Genomic DNA, 19,930 nt, shown 5'->3' on the forward strand with positions numbered 1-19,930 from the left:
CGGGCGACAAAACGGATTACCTACCGCCCCACCCACCCACCCGAGCACCCCCAGCGAACCGGCACCTCCGCCCTCACCCCGCGCCCCGACCGGGGCGCGTGGGGGTACCTCCCGGCCCGTTAGGGCTGGGGGAGAACTGCGCGAAGGGGAACGGCACCCTCAGTCGGATCCGCCCGGCGCAGACGCATCCGCACCCTCGGCGGCAACCCCGCCCAACGTCCGCAGCCGCCGCGAAACCCGATTCCGCTCCGCCAGCAACTCGTCCGCCGGGTACCCGACCTCCTCCAGCGTCAGCCCGTGCGGCCGGATCACGTTGACCGCCGAGTTGCGCACGCCCCCCGCCAGCACCTCGCCCGGGAACTCGACCGGCCGGTGCCCGTCGCCGACCAGCAGCATCGCGCCGACCAGCGAGCGCACCATGTTGTGGCAGAACGCGTCCGCCCGCACCGTCGCCACCGCCAGCGAGCCTTCCTGGGCCGCGTACGGGTCGATCGGCACCCGGTCCCAGTGGACCTCCAGCAGCGTGCGGATGGTGGTCGCGCCCTCGCGCTTCTTGCAGTAGGCGGCGAAGTCGTGCTCGCCGACCAGCAGTTTCGCGGCGGCGTTCATCTTCTCCAGGTCGAGCGGCCGGTCGTGCCACAGCACGTGCCCGCGCAGCAGCGGATCGACCCCGCCCTGGTGGTCGGCGACCCGGTACGCGTACCGCCGCCAGATCGCCGCGAACCGCGCGTCGAACCCGTGCGGCGCCTCGGACAGCCGGTACACCCGGACGTCGGCCGGCAGCCGCCCGGCGAGCCTGCGCAGCAGCTTCTCGCCGTGCTGGGCCCACAGCTCGTCCGGCAGGTCGACGTGCGCCACCTGCCCGCGCGCGTGCACCCCGGCATCGGTACGGCCGGCCACCGTCAGCGGAAAGTTCTCCTCGCTGCGCAGCACGATCCGCAGCGCGTCCTCCAACTCGCCCTGCACGGTGCGCCGTCCGCGCTGCCGGGCCCAGCCGGAGAACTCCGCGCCGTGGTAGGCCAGATCCAGCCTGATCCGGGTGTGCCCGTCGGCCGGGCCGTCCTTCACCGGCGGCTGCTCCGCGCAGTCGTTCACCACTCCAACTCCCCTGTCTCGCTGCTGAGATGCGAACGGGCCCGCTCCCCCGACGGACGGGAGAGCGGGCCCGGTCACGGACCTAGGAGGCTCAGGCCTCGGTGGTCTCGGCGGCCTCGTCGGCCTGCTCGGCCTCCTTGACGGCGCGCTTGGCAGCGGCCTCGGCCTCGGCGACGGTCGCCTTGGTGGCGATCTCGCCCTCGACCAGCTCGATCACGGCCATCGGGGCGTTGTCGCCACGACGGGTGCCGATCTTGGTGATGCGGGTGTAACCGCCGGGGCGGTTCTCGAACCGCGGGGCGATCTCGGTGAAGAGGGTGTGCAGGACCGACACGTCGGTGATGGTCTTGCGCACCAGGCGACGGTTGTGGATGTCGCCCTTCTTCGCCTTGGTGATCAGCTTCTCCGCCAGCGGGCGCAGGCGACGGGCCTTGGCCTCGGTGGTGGTGATGCGGCCGTACTGGAACAGCTCGCGGGCCAGGCCGGCCAGCAGGAGCGGCTCGTGGTGCGGGCCGCCGCCGAGGCGGGCGCCCTTGGTGGGACGGGGCATGGAATGACTCCTCGTATCTCCGACTGCGGCCGTACCAGGTACCGCAGCGGGCGTACGGACACGGTGTCCGCACGACTTTCATGGTGCCGGGGGCGGTTCACTGGGAACCGCCCCCGGTGCCAAAACTCAGTACTGCTCGGTCTCCGCGTAGCCCTGGTCGTCCAGGTCGTCGGCGCCGAAGGCGTCGGCGGCAGCGGTCGGGTCGAATCCGGGCGGGCTGTCCTTGAGGGCCAGGCCCATGCCGGCCAGCTTCGCCTTGACCTCGTCGATCGACTTCGCACCGAAGTTGCGGATGTCGAGCAGGTCGGCCTCCGAGCGGGCAACGAGCTCACCCACGGTGTGGATGCCCTCGCGCTTGAGGCAGTTGTAGGAGCGGACGGTGAGCTCCAGCTCCTCGATCGGCAGCGCCAGGTCCGCGGCCAGGGCGGCGTCCGTCGGGGACGGACCCATGTCGATGCCCTCGGCGTCGACGTTCAGCTCGCGGGCCAGGCCGAACAGCTCGACCAGGGTCTTGCCGGCCGACGCCATCGCGTCACGCGGACGCATGGCGGGCTTGGTCTCGACGTCGACGATCAGCTTGTCGAAGTCGGTGCGCTGCTCGACACGGGTGGCCTCGACCTTGTAGGTGACCTTCAGCACGGGGCTGTAGATCGAGTCGACCGGGATACGGCCGATCTCCTGGCCGGAAGCCTTGTTCTGCACGGCGGAGACGTAGCCGCGACCGCGCTCGACGGTCAGCTCCATCTCCAGCTTGCCCTTGCCGTTCAGGGTGGCGAGGACCAGCTCGGGGTTGTGCACCTCGACACCGGCCGGGGGCGCGATGTCGGCGGCGGTGACCACACCCGGGCCCTGCTTGCGCAGGTACATCACGACCGGCTCGTCGTGCTCCGAGGAGACGACCAGCTGCTTGATGTTCAGGATGAGGTCGGTGACGTCCTCCTTGACGCCCGGCACGGTGGTGAACTCGTGCAAGACACCGTCGATGCGGATGCTGGTGACAGCGGCACCCGGGATCGAGGAGAGGAGCGTGCGGCGGAGCGAGTTGCCGAGGGTGTAACCGAAGCCCGGCTCCAGCGGCTCGATCACGAACCGCGAGCGGAACTCGTCGACAACCTCTTCGGTCAGCGAAGGACGCTGAGCGATAAGCATGTTCTGGATCCTCCAGTTGTCTTCGGCACCCACTATTTGATGCCGATGGAGTCAAGCGTACGGGGTCCCGTAGAGAACGGGACCCCGTACCAGGTTCAAAGCACTACCCACGTGCCCGGATCGCCCCCGAAGGGACGACACGGATCAAACGCGGCGGCGCTTCGGCGGGCGGCAGCCGTTGTGCGGGGTGGGGGTGACGTCCTGGATCGAGCCGACCTCCAGGCCGGTGGCCTGGAGCGAACGGATCGCGGTCTCGCGGCCGGAGCCCGGACCCTTCACGAAGACGTCAACCTTGCGCATGCCGTGCTCCTGCGCGCGACGGGCAGCGGCCTCGGCGGCCATCTGCGCGGCGAACGGGGTGGACTTGCGCGAGCCCTTGAAGCCGACGTGGCCGGCGGAGGCCCAGGAGATCACGTTGCCCGAGGGGTCGGTGATCGAAACGATGGTGTTGTTGAACGTGCTCTTGATGTGGGCGTGCCCGTGAGCGACGTTCTTCTTCTCCTTGCGGCGGATCTTCTTCGCGCCGGCAGCCTGACGACCCTTGGGGGGCATAAGTCTGTTCTCCTACTGAGGTGGTCGGTCCGCTATCCCGCGGGCCGGAGGGATGTCCGGTTGACGGGACGGACTACTTCTTGCCCGGCTTCTTCTTACCGGCGATCGCGCGACGCGGGCCCTTGCGGGTACGCGCGTTGGTGTGGGTGCGCTGACCGCGGACCGGCAGGCCACGGCGGTGACGCAGGCCCTCGTAGCAGCCGATCTCGACCTTGCGGCGGATGTCGGCGGCGACGGCGCGGCGGAGGTCACCCTCGACCTCGAAGTTCGCGTCGATGAACTTCTGCAGCTTGACGAGGTCTTCCTCGGTGATGTCGCGGACGCGGACGTCCGGGCTCACACCGGTCTCGGCCAGCGTCTGCTGGGCACGGGTACGGCCGATGCCGTAGACGTAGGTGAGGGCGATCTCGATCCGCTTTTCACGGGGGAGATCAACGCCGGCGAGGCGTGCCATTGATGGCTCCTGTGGTTCTTCAGAGGTCTGACGTGCCGCCTACTCGCTGTCTCTCGACAGGGAGCCCCGGCCTCTGACCGGGGGTGGCAGTCCGTCCTGTTCGGACGGATCGGGCGGCCCGCGTATGACGTTGGTGCGCGTCGCGCGAAGGTACTACGAGAAATGCTGGGGGGTGATTCAGCCCTGGCGCTGCTTGTGGCGCAGGTTGTCGCAGATCACCATGACCCGGCCGTGGCGGCGGATCACCTTGCACTTGTCGCAGATCTTCTTGACGCTCGGCTTGACCTTCATGATCCAGGTTCTCCGGGGTCTCGATCTGGCAAGCCCCTCGCAGGACGAGGGGTTGTTCCTACTTGTAGCGGTAGACGATCCGGCCGCGGGTCAGGTCGTAGGGGCTGAGCTCCACCACGACCCGGTCATCCGGGAGGATGCGGATGTAGTGCATGCGCATCTTGCCGCTGATGTGCGCGAGGACCTTGTGACCGTTCTGCAGCTCGACCTTGAACATCGCGTTCGGAAGAGACTCGATCACGGTGCCCTCGATCTCAATGGCGCCTTGCTTCTTAGCCATGAACTGCGAGATCCACCCTTCGGGTCCGGCTACCGTATGCGGAACGCTCGTGCGAACCAGGCTTCACCTCCACCCGGGAGAACTCTCCTGGGCTGAGGGCGTGCCGAAACACGCTACGAGTGAGCCGACGCACCATCGTAAACCAGGCACCGCGCCGACGCGAAATCTCAGCCCTTGACCGTCACCTGGATGGGCAGCACCGGCTCCACCACGGCGGTGCACGCCGAGCAGCGGCGGGCCGCCTCGGGGATCTCGGTCAGGCACTCGGGGCAGGGACGCTTGGGGGTGGCGGGCTTCTTCGGCAGGTACCGGGCGGTGGCCTTGGAGACCGGCAGCACCACGCAGAAGTACAGCACCGCGGCGGTCAGGAAGAACGCGATCAGCACGTTCAGGAACTGGCCGTACGGGAAGGTCACGCCCGCCACCGTGAACTTGTACGCGCTGAAGTCGCCGGCCGCGCCCACCACCACGCCCAGCACCGGGGTGAGGAACGCGGTCACGAAGCCGGTCACGACGCCGGTGAAGGCGGCACCGATGACCACACCGACGGCCATGTCGATGACGTTGCCGCGCATCATGAAGTCGCGGAAGCCCTTGAGCACTGTCTCTCCTGGGGTAGCTGCTGCGGGTATCAGCTGACGAAGGTAGGACAAGAGGCCCGGGGGTCAAAACCCCCGGGCCTCGATCTGCCGCTTTGAGACATGTCCCTCACCTCGCGGCAGCCGCGCGTGTCGCCGCCGCAGGATCAGCCCGGCGGGATCAGCCCAGCGGGATCAGCCCAGCGGGTCCGGGGCCGCGGTGACGCCCAGCTTGGCCAGCTCCGCCTTGCCACCGTCGAACGCGGTCAGCACCAGCGGGCCCTGCTCGGTGATGGCCACCGAGTGCTCCCAGTGCGAGGCCCAGGTGCCGTCGGTGGTGACCACCGTCCAGTCGTCGTCCAGGATCGCGGTGTGCGGGGTGCCGAGCGAGACCATCGGCTCGATCGCCAGCACCGTGCCGGGCACCAGCTTCGGGCCCTTGCCCCGGCCGGCCACGTAGTTCAGCACGTGCGGCTCCATGTGCATGGCGGTGCCGATGCCGTGGCCGCCGTAGCCCTCGGTGATGCCCCACTTGCCCTTCGGCGGCAGCGGCTGGCGGCGGATGAAGCCCTCGATCGCCCGGGACACGTCGACCAGGCGGTTGCCCTTCTTCATCTGGGCGATGCCGGCCCACATCGAGCCCTCGGTGACCTTCGACAGCATCACGTTCTCGGAGGCGGTCTCGCCCACCGCGACGGTGATCGCCGCGTCGCCGTGCCAGCCGTCCAGGATCGCGCCGCAGTCGATCGAGATCAGGTCACCGGCCTTCAGCACCTTGTCGCCGGGGATGCCGTGCACGACCTCCTCGTTCACCGAGGCGCAGATCACACCCGGGAACCACAGGCCGCCGTGGTCGGCACGGAAGTTGGACGTGGCACCGTGCTTGGTGATGACCTGGTCGGCGATCTCGTTCAGCTCGCCGGTGGTCACCCCGGGGGCGACCGCCTCGCGGCACGCCTTCAGGGCCTCGGCGACGACCAGCCCGGCCGCCCGCATCTTGGCGATCTGCTCGGGGGTCTTGATCTCCACCATCTGGTCAACGCCTTCCACGTTCTGATTTCGGACTGCCTTCCACCGTACGACGCCGAGACGGCCGGGCCGCCCGCTTCGGGGCGACCCGGCCGTCTCACTGCCTCGTGGGTCAGGCGTTCTTCTTCTGCTCCAGGGCGGCGACCGCGCGCTCGGTCACCTCGTCCACCTTGCCGAGGGCGGAGATGGTGACCAGCAGGCCCTGCTCCTGGTAGTAGCCGATGATCGGCTCGGTCTTGGAGTGGTACTCCTCCAGCCGGACCCGCACGGCTTCCTCGGTGTCGTCCGAGCGCTGGTACAGCTCGCCGCCGCACTCGTCGCAGACGCCCTCGGTCTTCGGGGGGTTGTACGCCACGTGGAAGACGTGGGCGCCGTTCTTGCGGCACAGCCGGCGACCGGCGATCCGCTTGACGACCTCGTCCTCGGGGACCTCAAGGTCCAGCACGCCGTCCAGCGCGATGCCGTGCTCGGTCAGGAAGGCGTCCAGCGCCTCCGCCTGGCCGAGGTTGCGCGGGAAGCCGTCCAGCAGGAAGCCGTGGGCGGCGTCCTCCTGGAGCATGCGGTCCTTGGCCATCCCGATGGTGACCTCGTCGGGCACCAGGCGCCCGGCATCCATGTACGCCTTCGCCTCGACACCCAGCGGGGTGCCCTGGCTGATGTTGGCACGGAACAGGTCACCCGTGGAGATGTGGGGAATGGACAGGGTCTTGGCCAGAACGTGCGCCTGAGTACCCTTCCCGGCCCCGGGGGGTCCGACGAGGACGATACGCATCAGCGGAGGAACCCTTCGTAATTGCGCTGCTGGAGCTGGCTCTCGATCTGCTTCACAGTTTCGAGTCCGACGCCGACGACGATGAGCACGGAGGTGCCACCGAACGGGAAGTTGGTCTGCTGCCCGAAGGCGACGAGGGCGACCATCGGGATCAACGCGATCAGGCCCAGGTACAGCGAACCCGGCCACGTGATACGGGTGAGCACGTAGTTCAGGTACTCGGCCGTCGGTCGGCCGGCCCGGATGCCCGGGATGAACCCACCATACTTCTTCATATTGTCGGCAACTTCTTCGGGGTTGAAGGAGATGGCGACGTAGAAGAAGGCGAAGAACACGATCAGCACGAAGTAGGTGGCCATGTAGATCGGGTGGTCACCCTTGATGAAGTGGTTCTTGATCCAAATCGCCCAGCCCGCCTGCGAGTTGGTCAGCTGCACCACCAGCGCCGGGATGTACAGCAGCGAGGAGGCGAAGATGACCGGGATCACACCGGCCTGGTTGACCTTCAGCGGGATGTAGGTCGAAGTACCGCCGAAGGACCGGCGACCGACCATCCGCTTCGCGTACTGCACCGGGATCCGGCGCTGGGCCTGCTCGACGAAGATGACCAGGCAGACCACGACGATGCCGACCAGGATCACCGCGGCGAACTCGCCCCAGCCGTCCAGCAGCTTGCCGGAGCCCTTGATGGCCCACATCGAGCCGGGGAAGCCGGCCGCGATCGAGGTGAAGATCAGGATCGACATGCCGTTGCCGATACCGCGGTCGGTGATCAGCTCACCCAGCCACATGATCACCGTGGTGCCGGCGGTCATGATGATCACCATGGTGGCGATCCGGAAGATCGACTGGTCCGGCACGATGTTCTGACCCTGCGGGCAGCCGGAGAACAGCGCGCCGCTGGACGCGGTCGCGAGAATGCCGGTGCCCTGCAGCACCGCCAGCGCGATGGTCAGGTAACGGGTGTACTGGGTGATCTTCGCCTGGCCGGACTGCCCCTCCTTCTTCAGGGCCTCCAGCCGCGGAATGACCACGGTGAGCAACTGCAGGATGATGCTGGCCGTGATGTACGGCATGATGCCGAGCGCAAAAATGGTCAGCTGCAGCAGCGCGTTGCCACTGAACAGGTTGACCAGCCCGAACAGACCCTCCTTCTGGCCGGCCACGCACGCGTGCACGGCCTCGAAGTTGATCCCGGGCATCGGAATGTGGGCGCCCAGCCGGAACAGCACCATGATGCCCAGCGTGAACAGCAGCTTCTTGCGCAGGTCGGGCGTCTGGAACGCCCGCGCGAACGCACTGAGCACGGTGCCTCCTGCGCCTCCCGCGCGTCGTCGGCGGAAGGGTCGGTCCTGATGTGGGGAAAGGGAACTTCACGGACTCTAACAGTGCCCGGGCGCTCGACAGAAGCGCGCGCTGCCGCTCCCCCACGCATGGGGTACGGCTTGCCCGGGTTTGACACACAAATACAGCACACCTGTTCAAGCCGAAACGAAGCCGGGCCCCGCCCCCTCTTTCTCAAGAGGAGTGCGGGGCCCGGTTTCTGTCCGTGCGTCAGATCAGCGACGTCACAGCAGCTCGGTGACCGAGCCGCCCGCAGCGGTGATCTTCTCGGCGGCGGAGCCGGAGACGGCGTCGACCGTCACCTGCAGCGCGACCGCGATGTCGCCCTGGCCGAGAACCTTGACGAGCTCGTTCTTGCGAACGGCGCCCTTGGCGACCAGGTCGGCAACGGTGACCTCGCCACCGTTCGGGTAGAGCTCGGCCAGGCGGTCCAGGTTCACGACCTGGAACTGCTTGTGGGCCGGGTTCTTGAAGCCCTTCAGCTTCGGGAGGCGCATGTGGAGCGGCATCTGGCCACCCTCGAAGCGCTCCGGAACCTGGTAGCGGGCCTTGGTGCCCTTGGTACCACGACCTGCGGTCTTACCCTTGGAGCCCTCACCACGACCGACGCGGATCTTGTCGGTCTTGGCGCCGGGCGCCGGGCGCAGGTTGTGGATCTTGATCGGCGAGTTGTCCGCCATTTCAGTCCACCTCCTCGACCGTGACGAGGTGACGAACGGTGTGGACCATGCCGCGGATCTCCGGGCGGTCCTCCTTCACCACGGTGTCGTTCAGCCGCTTCAGGCCGAGCGAACGGAGGGTGTCACGGTGGTTCTGCTTGCTACCGATGTACGACTTGGTCTGGGTGACCTTCAGGCGAGCCATCAGGCGCTCACCCCAGCCGCACGGGCCCGGAGCAGCGCGGCCGGGGCCACGTCCTCCAGGGGCAGGCCACGGCGGGCGGCGATCTCCTCGGGGCGCACGAGGCCCTTCAGAGCGGCCACGGTGGCGTGCACGATGTTGATCGCGTTGTCCGAGCCGAGCGACTTCGACAGGATGTCGTGAACGCCGGCGCACTCCAGGACGGCACGCACCGGGCCACCGGCGATAACACCGGTACCGGGGGACGCCGGCTTCAGCAGCACGACGCCGGCGGCCTTCTCGCCCTGGATCGGGTGCGGGATGGTGCCCTGGATACGGGGGACCTTGAAGAAGTTCTTCTTGGCCTCCTCAACGCCCTTGGCGATGGCGGCCGGAACCTCCTTCGCCTTGCCGTAGCCGACACCCACGGTGCCGTCACCGTCGCCCACCACGACCAGCGCGGTGAAGCTGAAACGACGACCACCCTTGACAACCTTGGCGACACGGTTGATCGCGACGACGCGCTCGACGTAAGCAGTCTTCTCGGCGACCGGGGCGCCGCCCCGCTCGTCACGCTTACGGTCGCGCCGCTCGCCACCCGTGCCGCGACCGGCGCCGCCTTCGCGGCGCTGGGGTCCAGCCATTGGAATTACCTCTCTCGTTTACGTCCGCCGACAGAGTCGACGAGCGGCTTAGAAGTCGAGCCCGGCCTCGCGAGCCGCGTCCGCCAGAGCGGCGATGCGGCCGGCGTACCGGTTGCCCGCGCGGTCGAAGACGACCGACTCGACGCCGGCAGCCTTGGCGCGCTCGGCGACCAGGCTTCCGACCTTCTTGGCCAGCTCGGTCTTGTCGCCCTCGGTGCCCTTGATGGACACGTCGAGGGTGGACGCCGACGCCAGGGTGTGACCCTTGGCGTCGTCGATGACCTGGGCGACCATGTGGCGGTTCGAACGCGTCACGACGAGGCGCGGACGCACCTCGGTGCCGACGACGCGCTTGCGAACGCGAATGGCGCGGCGCTTGCGGGCGGCGTTCTTGTAGGCGTTGCCCTTGCCGATCTTGACAGAGACGCTCATCGCTTACTTACCACTCTTTCCGACCTTGCGGCGGATGACCTCGCCCGCGTACTTGACGCCCTTGGCCTTGTACGGGTCGGGCTTGCGCAGCTTGCGGATCTTCGCGGCGATCTCGCCGACCTTCTGCTTGTCGGTGCCGTCCACGTGGAACTTGGTGGGCGACTCGACGACGAAGGTGATGCCCTCCGGCGCCTCGACCAGAATCGGGTGGCTGTAGCCCAGCGCGAACTCCATGTTGGAGCCCTTCGCCGTGACTCGGTAACCGACACCGCTGATCTCCAGCGACTTGCGGTAGCCCGCGGTCACGCCGGTGATCATGTTCGCCACCAGCGTGCGCGAAAGGCCGTGCAGGGCCTTCGACTGACGCTCGTCGTTCGGGCGGGTGACGACCAGAGTGCCGTCCTCGCCCTTGCCGATTTCGATCGGCGCGGCGACGACGTGGGTGAGGGTGCCCTTGGGGCCCTTCACCGAGACCGTCTGGCCGTCGATGGTGACGTCCACACCAGCGGGAACCTGGATGGGCAGCCGTCCAATGCGCGACATTGCTGTACCTCCCTTTCCCGAATTACCAGACGTAGGCGAGAACTTCTCCGCCTACGCCCTTCTTGGCGGCCTGCTTGTCGGTCAGGAGGCCGGAAGACGTGGAGATGATCGCCACGCCCAGGCCGCCGAGCACCTTCGGCAGGTTGGTGGACTTTGCGTAAACACGCAGACCCGGCTTGCTGATGCGCTTGATGCCGGCGATGGAGCGCTCACGGTTCGGACCGAACTTGAGCTCGATGGTCAGCTTCTTGCCAACCTCGTTCTCGGCGGGGTCCTCAACCTTGTAGGAGGAGATGTAACCCTCCTGCTGCAGGATCTCGGCGACGTGCGCCTTGATCTTGCTCGACGGCATCACGACCGAGTCGTGGTACGCCGAGTTCGCGTTACGCAGACGAGTGAGCATGTCTGCGATCGGGTCGGTCATGGTCATGGTGGCCTCAGGCCTCTCTCGCCGTGGTTTCTCCGCGCCAGGTCCCCCTCCGCGCACTCGTGAAAGAGTGCGAAAGGGGCACAAGCGCAGGGGACCTGCGACGTAGTAAGACTGGGTTCGCGAGCCCTCGACAGAGAGCCGCAGGCTGCCCGGACAGGGCGCTGCGGCAGGGGCCCGACCCCACAACCTTACGGGATGCTTTCCAGATCCCAAAAATCGTGGGGCCGGGCACACTGCTTCGCTGGTTAAGACCTACTGGTAAGGGATTACCAGGAGCTCTTGGTCACGCCCGGCAGCTCGCCGCGGTGCGCCATCTCGCGGAGGCACACACGGCACAGGCCGAACTTGCGGTACACCGAGTGCGGACGGCCGCAGCGCTGGCACCGGGTGTACGCCCGGACGCCGAACTTCGGCTTGCGCTCGGACTTAGCGATCAGGGCCTTCTTCGCCATGGCTCACGCCTCCTTGAACGGGAAGCCCAGAGCGCGCAGCAGCGCCCGGCCCTCATCGTCGGTCTGAGCGGTGGTCACGACGGTGATGTCCATACCGCGCTGACGGTCGACCTTGTCCTGGTCGATCTCGTGGAACATGACCTGCTCGGTCAGACCGAAGGTGTAGTTGCCACGGCCGTCGAACTGCTTCGGCGAGAGGCCGCGGAAGTCACGGATACGCGGCAGAGCCAGCGACACCAGACGGTCCACGAACTCCCACATGCGGTCACCGCGGAGGGTGACGTGGGCACCGATCGGCTGGCCCTCGCGCAGCTTGAACTGCGCGATGGACTTGCGGGCCTTGGTGACGGCCGGCTTCTGACCGGTGATCGCGGTCAGGTCCTTGATGGCACCCTCGATCAGCTTGCTGTCACGGGCAGCCTCGCCGACACCCATGTTGACCACGACCTTGACCAGGCCGGGGATCAGCATGACGTTCTCGTACGAGAACTGCTCGTTCAGCTGGCCCTTGACCTCGGAGAGGTACTTCTCCTTGAGGCGGGGGGCCACCTTCTCAACAGTCGTCTCAGACATCAGATGTCCTCACCCGTCCGCTTGGCAACGCGGATCTTGTTGCCCTGGTCGTCGAAGCGGTAGCCGACGCGGGTAACGACCTTCTTGCCGTCCTTCTCCACGACCAGCTGGACGTTGGAGACGTGCACCGGGGCCTCGACGGTCACGATGCCACCCTGGGTGCCGGGGCCCGGCTTGGTGTGCTTCTTGACCCGGTTGACACCCTCGACCAGGACCTTGTTGTCAGCCGGCATGGCCTGAATGACCTTGCCCTGCTTGCCCTTGTCCTTGCCGGTGATGACCTGGACCAGGTCACCCTTCTTGATCTTCATGCTGTTCGCCATGGGTCAGAGCACCTCCGGCGCCAGCGAGATGATCTTCATGAACTTCTTGTCGCGCAGCTCGCGGCCCACCGGGCCGAAGATGCGGGTACCGCGGGGGTCGCCATCGGTGTTCTTGAGAACGACAGCGGCGTTCTCGTCGAAACGGATGTACGAGCCGTCCGGACGGCGACGCTCCTTGACGGTGCGAACGACGACGCACTTGACGACGTCGCCCTTCTTCACCGAGCCGCCGGGGATCGCGTCCTTGACGGTGGCGACGATGACGTCGCCGATACCGGCGTAGCGGCGACCGGAGCCACCGAGAACGCGGATGCAGAGAATCTCCTTGGCACCCGTGTTGTCGGCGACGCGCAGTCGCGACTCCTGCTGGATCACAGCTTTCTCCTGATCGTCAACAAGTGTTGACGGGCCGGCCGCTGCTCACACCCGCGCCCTTGCGGGCCTGGTGCACATACGGCCGTACCGCGAACAACCTTGTTACTTGGCCTTCTCGAGGATCTCGACGACGCGCCAGCGCTTCGTCGCGGACAGCGGCCGGGTCTCCATCAGGAGGACACGGTCGCCGACACCGCACGCGTTCTGCTCGTCGTGCGCCTTCAGCTTGTTCGTACGGCGGATGACCTTGCCGTACAGCGCGTGCTTGACGCGGTCCTCGACGGCGACGACGACGGTCTTGTCCATCTTGTCGCTGACGACGAGACCCTCACGGGTCTTGCGGAAACCGCGCGTCTCGTTGGTGTTCTCAGTCATCAGGCGTTCTCCACCGTCTCGATGCCCAGCTCGCGCTCGCGCATCAGGGTGTAGATCCGCGCGATGTCCTTACGGACCAGCCGGAGCCGTCCGTGGTTGTCGAGCTGCCCGGTCGCCGCCTGGAAGCGGAGGTTGAACAGCTCCTCCTTGGCCTCACGGAGCTTGGCAACGAGAGCCTCGTTGTCCAGTTCGCGAAGCTCAGCAGCCTTGGTAGCGGCCGACATCAGCTCTCACCGTCCTCGCGCCGAACGATCCGGCACTTCATCGGAAGCTTGTGCGCGGCACGCGTGAGCGCCTCGCGGGCAATCTTCTCGTTCGGGTACGACAGTTCGAACATGACCCGACCCGGGTGCACGTTCGCGATCCACCACTCCGGCGAACCCTTACCGGAACCCATGCGGGTTTCGGCCGGCTTCTTGGTGAGCGGGCGGTCCGGGTAGATGTTGATCCAGACCTTGCCGCCACGACGGATGTGACGGGTGATCGCGATACGAGCGGACTCGATCTGACGGTTCGTCACGTAGGCCGGGGTCACGGCCTGGATGCCGAACTGGCCGAACGCCAGCTCGGTGCCACCCTTCGAGGCGCCGGAGCGCTTCGGGTGGTGCTGCTTGCGGTGCTTGACCCGACGGGGGATCAGCATGAGGGTCAGGCCTCCGTTCCGGTGTTCTCAGCAGCCGGAGTCTCGGCGGCGGCAGCCGGGGCCTGAGCCTCGGCAGCAGCAGCGGCGGGACGACGGCCACGGCCACCGCGCTCGCCACCGCGGCGCTCGCCACCGCGAGCGGGACGACCGCCCTCGGGACGGGCCGGACGGTTGCCGGAGCGGGCAGCGGCGTTCTCAGCGCGGACCTCGGCGATGTTCTTGACGTCGCCCTTGTAGATCCAGACCTTCACGCCGATGCGGCCGAAGGTGGTCTTGGCCTCGAAGAAGCCGTAGTCGACGTTCGCGCGCAGGGTGTGCAGCGGCACACGGCCCTCGCGGTAGAACTCCGAACGGCTCATCTCGGCGCCGCCGAGACGACCGGAGCACTGGACCTTGATGCCCTTGGCGCCGGCCTTCATGGTCGACTGCATGCTCTTGCGCATGGCGCGACGGAAGGAGACGCGGGAGGACAGCTGCTCCGCGACGCCCTGAGCCACGAGCTGGGCGTCCAGCTCGGGGTTCTTGACCTCGAGGATGTTCAGCTGGACCTGCTTGCCGGTCAGCTTCTCCAGGTTGCCCCGGATCTTGTCGGCCTCCGCGCCGCGGCGGCCGATCACGATGCCCGGACGGGCGGTGTGGATGTCCACGCGGACGCGGTCACGGGTGCGCTCGATCTCAACCTTCGAGATACCGGCGCGCTCCATGCCCTTCGTCATGAGACGACGGATCGCGACGTCTTCCTTGACGTAGTCCTTGTACAGCTTGTCGGCGTACCAGCGGGACTTGAAGTCCGTGCTGATGCCGAGGCGGAACCCGTGCGGGTTAACCTTCTGGCCCATTACCGGGTCCCTTCCTTGCTGCTGACGACCACGGTGATGTGGCTGGTCCGCTTGCGGATCCGGTAGGCACGGCCCTGGGCGCGCGGACGGAACCGCTTCAGGGTCGGACCCTCGTCAACGTACGCCTCGGAGATGTAGAGGTCGTCCACGTTGGAGTGGTTGTAGTTGTGCGCGGCGTTGGCGATGGCGCTGTTCAGCACCTTGCCGACCGGCACGGTGGCAGCCTGCGGAGCGAAACGCAGGACCGCCTGGGCCTCCGTGGCCGGCAGGCCACGGATGAGGTCCACCACGCGGCGGGCCTTCATGGGCGTGACGCGGATGTACCGCGCCTGGGCCCTGGCTTCCATGGTTGTCCCCTTAATGGAGTAAGTCACTTTGTCGTTCTGGCGCTACAGCTCGCGGAAGCGATTAGCGACGCTTCGACTTGCGGTCTTCCTTCACGTGCCCCTTGAAGGTGCGCGTGGGAGCGAACTCGCCGAGCTTGTGGCCGACCATCGACTCGGTGACGAACACCGGGACGTGCTTGCGGCCATCGTGAACCGCGATCGTGTGGCCCAGCATGGCCGGGGAGATCACGGAACGACGGGACCAGGTCTTGATGACGTTCTGCGTGCCCGCCTCGTTCTGCACGTCCACCTTCTTCTGAAGGTGGTCGTCGATGAAGGGGCCCTTCTTGAGACTGCGCGGCATCTGACCTGCTCCTAGCGCTTCTTGTTGGTCTTGCGGCGGCGCACGATGAGCTTGTCCGACGCCTTGTTCGGGCGACGGGTGCGGCCCTCGGGCTTGCCCCACGGCGAGACCGGGTGGCGACCACCGGAGGTCTTACCCTCACCACCACCGTGCGGGTGGTCGATCGGGTTCATGGCGACACCACGCACGGTCGGGCGGACGCCCTTCCAGCGCATACGGCCGGCCTTGCCCCAGTTGATGTTCGACTGCTCGGCGTTGCCGACCTCACCGACGGTCGCGCGGCAGCGCGCGTCCACCAGGCGGATCTCACCGGAGGGCATGCGCAGGTGCGCCATGCGACCCTCACGGGCGAGCAGCTGAATGCCGGAACCCGCGGAACGGGCCAGCTTGGCGCCACCGCCGGGACGGAGCTCCACCGCGTGGATGGTGGTACCGACCGGGATGTTGCGCAGCGGCAGGTTGTTGCCCGGCTTGATGTCGGCGCCAGCGCCGTTCTCGATCCGGTCACCCTGCGCGACGCCGCGGGGGGCGATGATGTAGCGCTTCTCGCCGTCCGCGTAGTGCAGGAGCGCGATGCGCGCGGTGCGGTTGGGGTCGTACTCGATGTGCGCGACCTTGGCCGGCACGCCGTCCTTGTCGTGACGACGGAAGTCGATCAGACGGTAGGCGCGCTTGTGACCGCCACCCTGGTGGCGAGCAGTGACACGACCGGCGTTGTTACGGCCGCCCTTGCTGTGCAGCGGGCGAACCAGCGACTTCTCCGGCGTGGACCGCGTGATTTCGACGAAGTCGGCCACGCTGGAGCCACGACGGCCCGGCGTAGTCGGCTTGTACTTGCGGATACCCATTTCTGTCCTCGTCCTTTACGACGATCGCAGCCTCTGACGGAACGTCAGGAGACCGGACCACCGAAGATGTCGATGCGGTTGCCCTCGGCCAGCGTCACGATCGCGCGCTTGGTGTCCTTGCGCTTGCCGAAACCGGTGCGGGAGCGCTTGCGCTTGCCCTGGCGGTTCAGCGTGTTGACGGCCTCGACCTTGACCGAGAAGACCGCCTCGACGGCCTGCTTGATCTGGGTCTTGTTGGCAGCCGGCGCCACGACGAACGTGTACTTGTTCTCGTCGAGGAGCGAGTAGCTCTTCTCCGAGATGACCGGCTTGATCAGGACGTCACGGGGGTCCGTGTACGTCTTGGAGGTGATCTCGCTCATCAGGCGGCAGTCCCTTCGAGCTCGCCCTCAGCAGCAACGGCCTTGGCGGACGCGGCCGGACCGGCCACGAAACGCTCGAAGGCGGCCTGGGTGAAGACCACATCGTCGGAGACGAGCACGTCGTAGGTGTTCAGCTGGCCGGCGTCCAGGATGTGCACGTTCGCCAGGTTGCGAGCGGACAGGATGCCCAGCTCGTCCTCGCGCTCGACCACCAGGAGGAGGTTCTTGCGCTCGGAGATCTTGCCGAACAGAGCCTTGGCGGCCTTGGTCGACGGAGCCTCGGTCGCGGTCACGCCGGTGACGACGTGGATGCGCTCGTGGCGGGCCCGGTCGGTGAGCGCGCTGCGCAGGGCGGCGGCGATCATCTTCTTCGGGGTCCGCTGCGAGTAGTCGCGCGGCACGGGACCGTGCACAACGCCACCACCGGTGAACTGCGGCGCGCGGGTCGAGCCCTGACGGGCGCGACCGGTGCCCTTCTGGCGGTACGGCTTCTTGCCGCCACCACGGACCTCGCCACGACGCTTGGCCTTGTGGGTGCCCTGACGGGCCGCAGCGAGCTGCGCCACGACGACCTGGTGCATCAGCGGAACGCTGACCTTGGCGTCGAAGATCTCGGCGGGCAGCTCGAGGCTGCCGGCCTTGTCGCCGGCCGGCGACAGAATGTCAATGGTGCTCATATCCTTCACAGCCCCTTCGCCGCGGTGCGGACGAGGACGAGGCCGCCGTTCGGACCCGGGATCGCGCCCTTGATGAGCAGCAGACCCTTCTCCGCGTCGACCGCGTGCACGGTCAGGTTCTGGGTGGTCACGCGCTCGTGGCCCATCCGACCCGCCATGCGCAGGCCCTTGAACACACGGCCCGGGGTGGCGCAGCCACCGATGGAACCGGGCGAGCGGTGCTTGCGCTGGGTGCCGTGACCGGCGCCGAGGCCCTTGAAGTTGTGACGCTTCATGACACCGGCGAAGCCCTTGCCCTTGGAGGTGCCGGTCACGTCGACCTTGACACCCGCCTCGAACAGCTCGGCGGTGATCTCCTGGCCCAGGGTGTACTCGGACGCGTCCGAGGTACGCAGCTCGACCAGGTGGCGGCGGGGGGTGACACCGGCCTTGGCGAAGTGGCCCTGGAGGGGCTTGTTCACCTTGCGGGGGTCGATCTCGCCGAAGCCGATCTGCACGGCGTCGTAGCCGGCCGGGCTGTCGGCGGTGTGGACCTGGGTCACGACATTGGGCCCAGCCTTGACGACGGTCACCGGGACAACCCGGTTGTTCTCGTCCCAGACCTGGGTCATGCCGAGCTTCTCGCCCAGGATGCCCTTAATCTGCTTAGCCATCTTCGGTGCGCCTCTCAGAGCTTGATCTCGATGTCGACGCCCGCCGGCAGGTCGAGACGCATCAGCGAGTCAACCGTCTTCGGCGTGGGGTCGAGGATGTCGATCAGACGCTTGTGAGTGCGCATCTCGAAGTGCTCGCGCGAGTCCTTGTACTTGTGCGGCGAGCGGATGACGCAGTAAACGTTCTTCTCAGTGGGCAGCGGCACCGGGCCCGCGACCTGCGCACCAGTGCGGATCACCGTCTCGACGATCTTCTTCGCCGAGGAGTCGATGACCTCGTGGTCGTAGGCCTTGAGCCGGATGCGGATCTTCTGTCCCGCCATGGCTACTTCGTAGTCCTTTGTGTCGTACGTTGCCTCGCGACTCTCCTCCGACCCCCGCGCTCGGGCGTGTCGCACTCGCGCTTGCAAAAAACCGGCGAACAGATTCGTCGGCTTCGAACTGCTGGAGAAGAGGTGAGCCGGGCCGATACCCCGCATACGCTTCCCGGAAGATTCCCGTACTTTCGCCCCGCAGCTGCCGCGGTGTCGCTTACACACCACTGCACCCACACACAGCACGTGGGCACATGAACGGCCATTCACGGGAACGACGAGTACATGGGACTCGCTTCCAGTCCTCCCGGCGGGAGGCGCGCAGCATCGGTACTCAACCGAGCAACTCAGACATCCTGCCACAGAATGCGGGCGATACGCCAATCGGTTCCGCGCGCAGCGGCGCACGTCACACCGGGTGCGCCCGCCCCGGTGCCCGGACATGCCGAGGGCCCGGCCCCCTCCCTCGCGGGAGCGGACCGGGCCCTGCAGTTGACCAGAGGTCAGATCGGCAATTACTTGACGATCTTGGTGACCTGGCCGGCGCCGACGGTGCGGCCACCCTCACGGATGGCGAACTTCAGGCCCTCCTCCATGGCGACGGGCTGGATCAGCGCGACGGTCATGGCGGTGTTGTCGCCCGGCATGACCATCTCGGTGCCCTCGGGGAGGGTCACAACGCCGGTCACGTCCGTGGTACGGAAGTAGAACTGCGGGCGGTAGTTGTTGAAGAACGGGGTGTGACGGCCACCCTCGTCCTTCGACAGGATGTAGGCCTGGGCCTCGAAGTCGGTGTGCGGGGTAACCGAACCCGGCTTGATGATGACCTGGCCGCGCTCGACGTCCTCGCGCTTGATGCCGCGGAGCAGCAGACCGACGTTCTCACCGGCCTGGCCCTCGTCGAGCAGCTTGCGGAACATCTCGATACCGGTGACCGTGGTGGTGGTCTTGGTGGTCTTGATGCCGATGATGTCGACGGTCTCGTTGACCTTGAGGATACCGCGCTCGATACGACCGGTGACGACGGTGCCACGACCGGTGATCGTGAAGACGTCCTCGATCGGCATCAGGAACGGCTGGTCGGTGAGGCGAGCCGGGGTCGGGATGGCCTCGTCGACCGCGTGCATCAGGCCGAGGAGCTTCTCGCCCCACTCCTTGTCGCCCTCCAGCGCCTTCAGCGCGGAGACGCGGACGACCGGCAGGTCGTCGCCCGGGAACTCGTACTCGGAGAGGAGCTCACGGACCTCGAGCTCGACGAGCTCCAGGATCTCCTCGTCGTCCACCATGTCGGCCTTGTTCAGGGCGACAACGATGTAGGGAACGCCGACCTGGCGGGCCAGGAGGACGTGCTCCTTGGTCTGCGGCATCGGGCCGTCGGTGGCGGCGACGACGAGGATCGCACCGTCCATCTGGGCCGCACCGGTGATCATGTTCTTGATGTAGTCGGCGTGACCCGGGCAGTCGACGTGGGCGTAGTGACGCGCCTCGGTCTGGTACTCGACGTGCGCGATCGAGATGGTGATACCGCGCTGACGCTCCTCCGGCGCCTTGTCGATCTGGTCGAACGGCGTGAAGGGGTTGATCTCCGGGTACGCGTCGTGCAGCACCTTGGTGATGGCCGCGGTCAGCGTGGTCTTACCGTGGTCGATGTGACCGATGGTGCCGATGTTGACGTGGGGCTTCGTCCGCTCGAACTTCGCCTTCGCCACTGCAGTCCTCCTGAGGACAGTTCTGTACGCCGTACGACGTCAGTTGGTCTGGATCGGGTTATTGGAACGGGGCGCTGGTCGCGCCCCATGCCGTCCCGCGGGTGGGGGTGCCGG

Annotated in this window: 33 protein-coding genes; all 33 read right to left on the reverse strand. The window is 66.9% G+C overall.

What is annotated here, in order from left to right:
- Window positions 1-159: 159 nt before the first annotated feature.
- The 33 genes from truA to tuf all read right to left on the reverse strand — a co-directional run bounded on the left by truA (window position 160) and on the right by tuf (window position 19,816).
- Window positions 160-1,095, reverse strand: coding sequence for a tRNA pseudouridine(38-40) synthase TruA (gene truA, locus ACZ6R9_RS00890; RefSeq protein WP_465535654.1), 936 nt, complete (start codon window positions 1,093-1,095; stop codon window positions 160-162).
- 91 nt (window positions 1,096-1,186) lie between these two features.
- Window positions 1,187-1,645 (reverse strand): 50S ribosomal protein L17, encoded by a 459-nt coding sequence (gene rplQ / locus ACZ6R9_RS00895; protein ID WP_465535656.1) that lies wholly within the window; start codon window positions 1,643-1,645, stop codon window positions 1,187-1,189.
- 126 nt (window positions 1,646-1,771) lie between these two features.
- Window positions 1,772-2,794 carry a DNA-directed RNA polymerase subunit alpha gene (locus ACZ6R9_RS00900; protein WP_030457404.1) on the reverse strand — a complete coding sequence of 341 codons (1,023 nt, stop codon included), beginning with the start codon at window positions 2,792-2,794 and terminating at the stop codon, window positions 1,772-1,774.
- 144 nt (window positions 2,795-2,938) lie between these two features.
- Window positions 2,939-3,346, reverse strand: a complete 408-nt coding sequence (rpsK, locus tag ACZ6R9_RS00905) for a 30S ribosomal protein S11 (RefSeq protein ID WP_014136257.1) — start codon at window positions 3,344-3,346, stop codon at window positions 2,939-2,941.
- A gap of 73 nt (window positions 3,347-3,419) precedes the next feature.
- Entirely contained in the window at window positions 3,420-3,800 is a 381-nt protein-coding gene (gene rpsM, locus ACZ6R9_RS00910) for a 30S ribosomal protein S13 (RefSeq protein ID WP_380486736.1), read from the reverse strand.
- Between the two features lie 177 nt (window positions 3,801-3,977).
- Window positions 3,978-4,091 carry a 50S ribosomal protein L36 gene (rpmJ, locus tag ACZ6R9_RS00915; RefSeq protein WP_003956441.1) on the reverse strand — a complete coding sequence of 38 codons (114 nt, stop codon included), beginning with the start codon at window positions 4,089-4,091 and terminating at the stop codon, window positions 3,978-3,980.
- 58 nt (window positions 4,092-4,149) lie between these two features.
- Window positions 4,150-4,371 carry a translation initiation factor IF-1 gene (gene infA / locus ACZ6R9_RS00920; protein WP_003956442.1) on the reverse strand — a complete coding sequence of 74 codons (222 nt, stop codon included), beginning with the start codon at window positions 4,369-4,371 and terminating at the stop codon, window positions 4,150-4,152.
- 167 nt (window positions 4,372-4,538) lie between these two features.
- Window positions 4,539-4,973, reverse strand: a complete 435-nt coding sequence (gene mscL / locus ACZ6R9_RS00925; protein ID WP_380486738.1) for a large conductance mechanosensitive channel protein MscL — start codon at window positions 4,971-4,973, stop codon at window positions 4,539-4,541.
- A 171-nt stretch (window positions 4,974-5,144) separates the two neighbouring features.
- Window positions 5,145-5,981, reverse strand: a complete 837-nt coding sequence (gene map, locus ACZ6R9_RS00930; protein ID WP_465535660.1) for a type I methionyl aminopeptidase — start codon at window positions 5,979-5,981, stop codon at window positions 5,145-5,147.
- Between the two features lie 109 nt (window positions 5,982-6,090).
- Window positions 6,091-6,750: an adenylate kinase gene (locus ACZ6R9_RS00935; RefSeq protein ID WP_380486744.1), complete on the reverse strand. Its 660-nt coding sequence runs from the start codon at window positions 6,748-6,750 to the stop codon at window positions 6,091-6,093.
- The gene (gene secY / locus ACZ6R9_RS00940) at window positions 6,750-8,057 is read right to left on the reverse strand and encodes a preprotein translocase subunit SecY (RefSeq protein ID WP_380486747.1); all 1,308 of its coding nucleotides are present in this window, start codon (window positions 8,055-8,057) and stop codon (window positions 6,750-6,752) included. The genes ACZ6R9_RS00935 and secY overlap by 1 nt, the downstream gene beginning before the upstream one ends.
- 261 nt (window positions 8,058-8,318) lie before the next feature.
- Window positions 8,319-8,774 (reverse strand): 50S ribosomal protein L15, encoded by a 456-nt coding sequence (gene rplO / locus ACZ6R9_RS00945; protein WP_380486750.1) that lies wholly within the window; start codon window positions 8,772-8,774, stop codon window positions 8,319-8,321.
- Between the two features lies 1 nt (window position 8,775).
- The gene (rpmD, locus tag ACZ6R9_RS00950) at window positions 8,776-8,958 is read right to left on the reverse strand and encodes a 50S ribosomal protein L30 (RefSeq protein ID WP_014136270.1); all 183 of its coding nucleotides are present in this window, start codon (window positions 8,956-8,958) and stop codon (window positions 8,776-8,778) included.
- The gene (gene rpsE, locus ACZ6R9_RS00955; RefSeq protein ID WP_043914567.1) at window positions 8,958-9,578 is read right to left on the reverse strand and encodes a 30S ribosomal protein S5; all 621 of its coding nucleotides are present in this window, start codon (window positions 9,576-9,578) and stop codon (window positions 8,958-8,960) included. Before rpsE ends, rpmD begins: the two co-directional genes overlap by 1 nt.
- 48 nt (window positions 9,579-9,626) lie before the next feature.
- The gene (gene rplR / locus ACZ6R9_RS00960) at window positions 9,627-10,010 is read right to left on the reverse strand and encodes a 50S ribosomal protein L18 (protein ID WP_035863513.1); all 384 of its coding nucleotides are present in this window, start codon (window positions 10,008-10,010) and stop codon (window positions 9,627-9,629) included.
- A 3-nt stretch (window positions 10,011-10,013) separates the two neighbouring features.
- On the reverse strand, window positions 10,014-10,553 hold the full coding sequence (gene rplF, locus ACZ6R9_RS00965; protein WP_380486752.1) for a 50S ribosomal protein L6: 540 nt from the start codon (window positions 10,551-10,553) through the stop codon (window positions 10,014-10,016).
- Window positions 10,554-10,575: 22 nt separating this feature from the next.
- Window positions 10,576-10,983 (reverse strand): 30S ribosomal protein S8, encoded by a 408-nt coding sequence (rpsH, locus tag ACZ6R9_RS00970; protein ID WP_035863516.1) that lies wholly within the window; start codon window positions 10,981-10,983, stop codon window positions 10,576-10,578.
- A 266-nt stretch (window positions 10,984-11,249) separates the two neighbouring features.
- Entirely contained in the window at window positions 11,250-11,435 is a 186-nt protein-coding gene (locus tag ACZ6R9_RS00975) for a type Z 30S ribosomal protein S14 (protein ID WP_008747480.1), read from the reverse strand.
- A gap of 3 nt (window positions 11,436-11,438) precedes the next feature.
- Window positions 11,439-12,008 (reverse strand): 50S ribosomal protein L5, encoded by a 570-nt coding sequence (gene rplE, locus ACZ6R9_RS00980; RefSeq protein ID WP_035863517.1) that lies wholly within the window; start codon window positions 12,006-12,008, stop codon window positions 11,439-11,441.
- Window positions 12,008-12,319 (reverse strand): 50S ribosomal protein L24, encoded by a 312-nt coding sequence (gene rplX / locus ACZ6R9_RS00985; protein WP_035872243.1) that lies wholly within the window; start codon window positions 12,317-12,319, stop codon window positions 12,008-12,010. Before rplX ends, rplE begins: the two co-directional genes overlap by 1 nt.
- 15 nt (window positions 12,320-12,334) lie before the next feature.
- Complete coding sequence (gene rplN, locus ACZ6R9_RS00990) at window positions 12,335-12,706, reverse strand: 50S ribosomal protein L14 (protein ID WP_030300391.1); 372 nt, start codon at window positions 12,704-12,706, stop codon at window positions 12,335-12,337.
- A gap of 102 nt (window positions 12,707-12,808) precedes the next feature.
- Window positions 12,809-13,081 carry a 30S ribosomal protein S17 gene (gene rpsQ, locus ACZ6R9_RS00995; protein WP_014136278.1) on the reverse strand — a complete coding sequence of 91 codons (273 nt, stop codon included), beginning with the start codon at window positions 13,079-13,081 and terminating at the stop codon, window positions 12,809-12,811.
- A complete protein-coding gene (rpmC, locus tag ACZ6R9_RS01000; protein ID WP_030457414.1) occupies window positions 13,081-13,305 on the reverse strand; it encodes a 50S ribosomal protein L29 in 225 nt (74 codons plus the stop codon). The genes rpsQ and rpmC overlap by 1 nt, the downstream gene beginning before the upstream one ends.
- Window positions 13,305-13,724 carry a 50S ribosomal protein L16 gene (rplP, locus tag ACZ6R9_RS01005; protein ID WP_035863520.1) on the reverse strand — a complete coding sequence of 140 codons (420 nt, stop codon included), beginning with the start codon at window positions 13,722-13,724 and terminating at the stop codon, window positions 13,305-13,307. Before rplP ends, rpmC begins: the two co-directional genes overlap by 1 nt.
- A gap of 5 nt (window positions 13,725-13,729) precedes the next feature.
- Window positions 13,730-14,563 carry a 30S ribosomal protein S3 gene (gene rpsC, locus ACZ6R9_RS01010; RefSeq protein WP_380486755.1) on the reverse strand — a complete coding sequence of 278 codons (834 nt, stop codon included), beginning with the start codon at window positions 14,561-14,563 and terminating at the stop codon, window positions 13,730-13,732.
- Window positions 14,563-14,910: a 50S ribosomal protein L22 gene (rplV, locus tag ACZ6R9_RS01015; RefSeq protein ID WP_014136282.1), complete on the reverse strand. Its 348-nt coding sequence runs from the start codon at window positions 14,908-14,910 to the stop codon at window positions 14,563-14,565. Before rplV ends, rpsC begins: the two co-directional genes overlap by 1 nt.
- Before the next feature lie 61 nt (window positions 14,911-14,971).
- Window positions 14,972-15,253 (reverse strand): 30S ribosomal protein S19, encoded by a 282-nt coding sequence (gene rpsS, locus ACZ6R9_RS01020; RefSeq protein ID WP_014136283.1) that lies wholly within the window; start codon window positions 15,251-15,253, stop codon window positions 14,972-14,974.
- Between the two features lie 11 nt (window positions 15,254-15,264).
- A complete protein-coding gene (rplB, locus tag ACZ6R9_RS01025) occupies window positions 15,265-16,101 on the reverse strand; it encodes a 50S ribosomal protein L2 (RefSeq protein ID WP_043914588.1) in 837 nt (278 codons plus the stop codon).
- A 44-nt stretch (window positions 16,102-16,145) separates the two neighbouring features.
- A complete protein-coding gene (rplW, locus tag ACZ6R9_RS01030) occupies window positions 16,146-16,463 on the reverse strand; it encodes a 50S ribosomal protein L23 (protein WP_380486756.1) in 318 nt (105 codons plus the stop codon).
- Entirely contained in the window at window positions 16,463-17,140 is a 678-nt protein-coding gene (gene rplD / locus ACZ6R9_RS01035; RefSeq protein WP_380486758.1) for a 50S ribosomal protein L4, read from the reverse strand. Before rplD ends, rplW begins: the two co-directional genes overlap by 1 nt.
- A gap of 5 nt (window positions 17,141-17,145) precedes the next feature.
- On the reverse strand, window positions 17,146-17,793 hold the full coding sequence (rplC, locus tag ACZ6R9_RS01040; RefSeq protein WP_380486760.1) for a 50S ribosomal protein L3: 648 nt from the start codon (window positions 17,791-17,793) through the stop codon (window positions 17,146-17,148).
- A 14-nt stretch (window positions 17,794-17,807) separates the two neighbouring features.
- Window positions 17,808-18,116 carry a 30S ribosomal protein S10 gene (gene rpsJ / locus ACZ6R9_RS01045; RefSeq protein WP_012785157.1) on the reverse strand — a complete coding sequence of 103 codons (309 nt, stop codon included), beginning with the start codon at window positions 18,114-18,116 and terminating at the stop codon, window positions 17,808-17,810.
- A 506-nt stretch (window positions 18,117-18,622) separates the two neighbouring features.
- Window positions 18,623-19,816: an elongation factor Tu gene (gene tuf, locus ACZ6R9_RS01050; RefSeq protein WP_380486762.1), complete on the reverse strand. Its 1,194-nt coding sequence runs from the start codon at window positions 19,814-19,816 to the stop codon at window positions 18,623-18,625.
- Window positions 19,817-19,930: the final 114 nt, after the last annotated feature.

The organism is Kitasatospora sp. NPDC048662 (assembly GCF_055587065.1).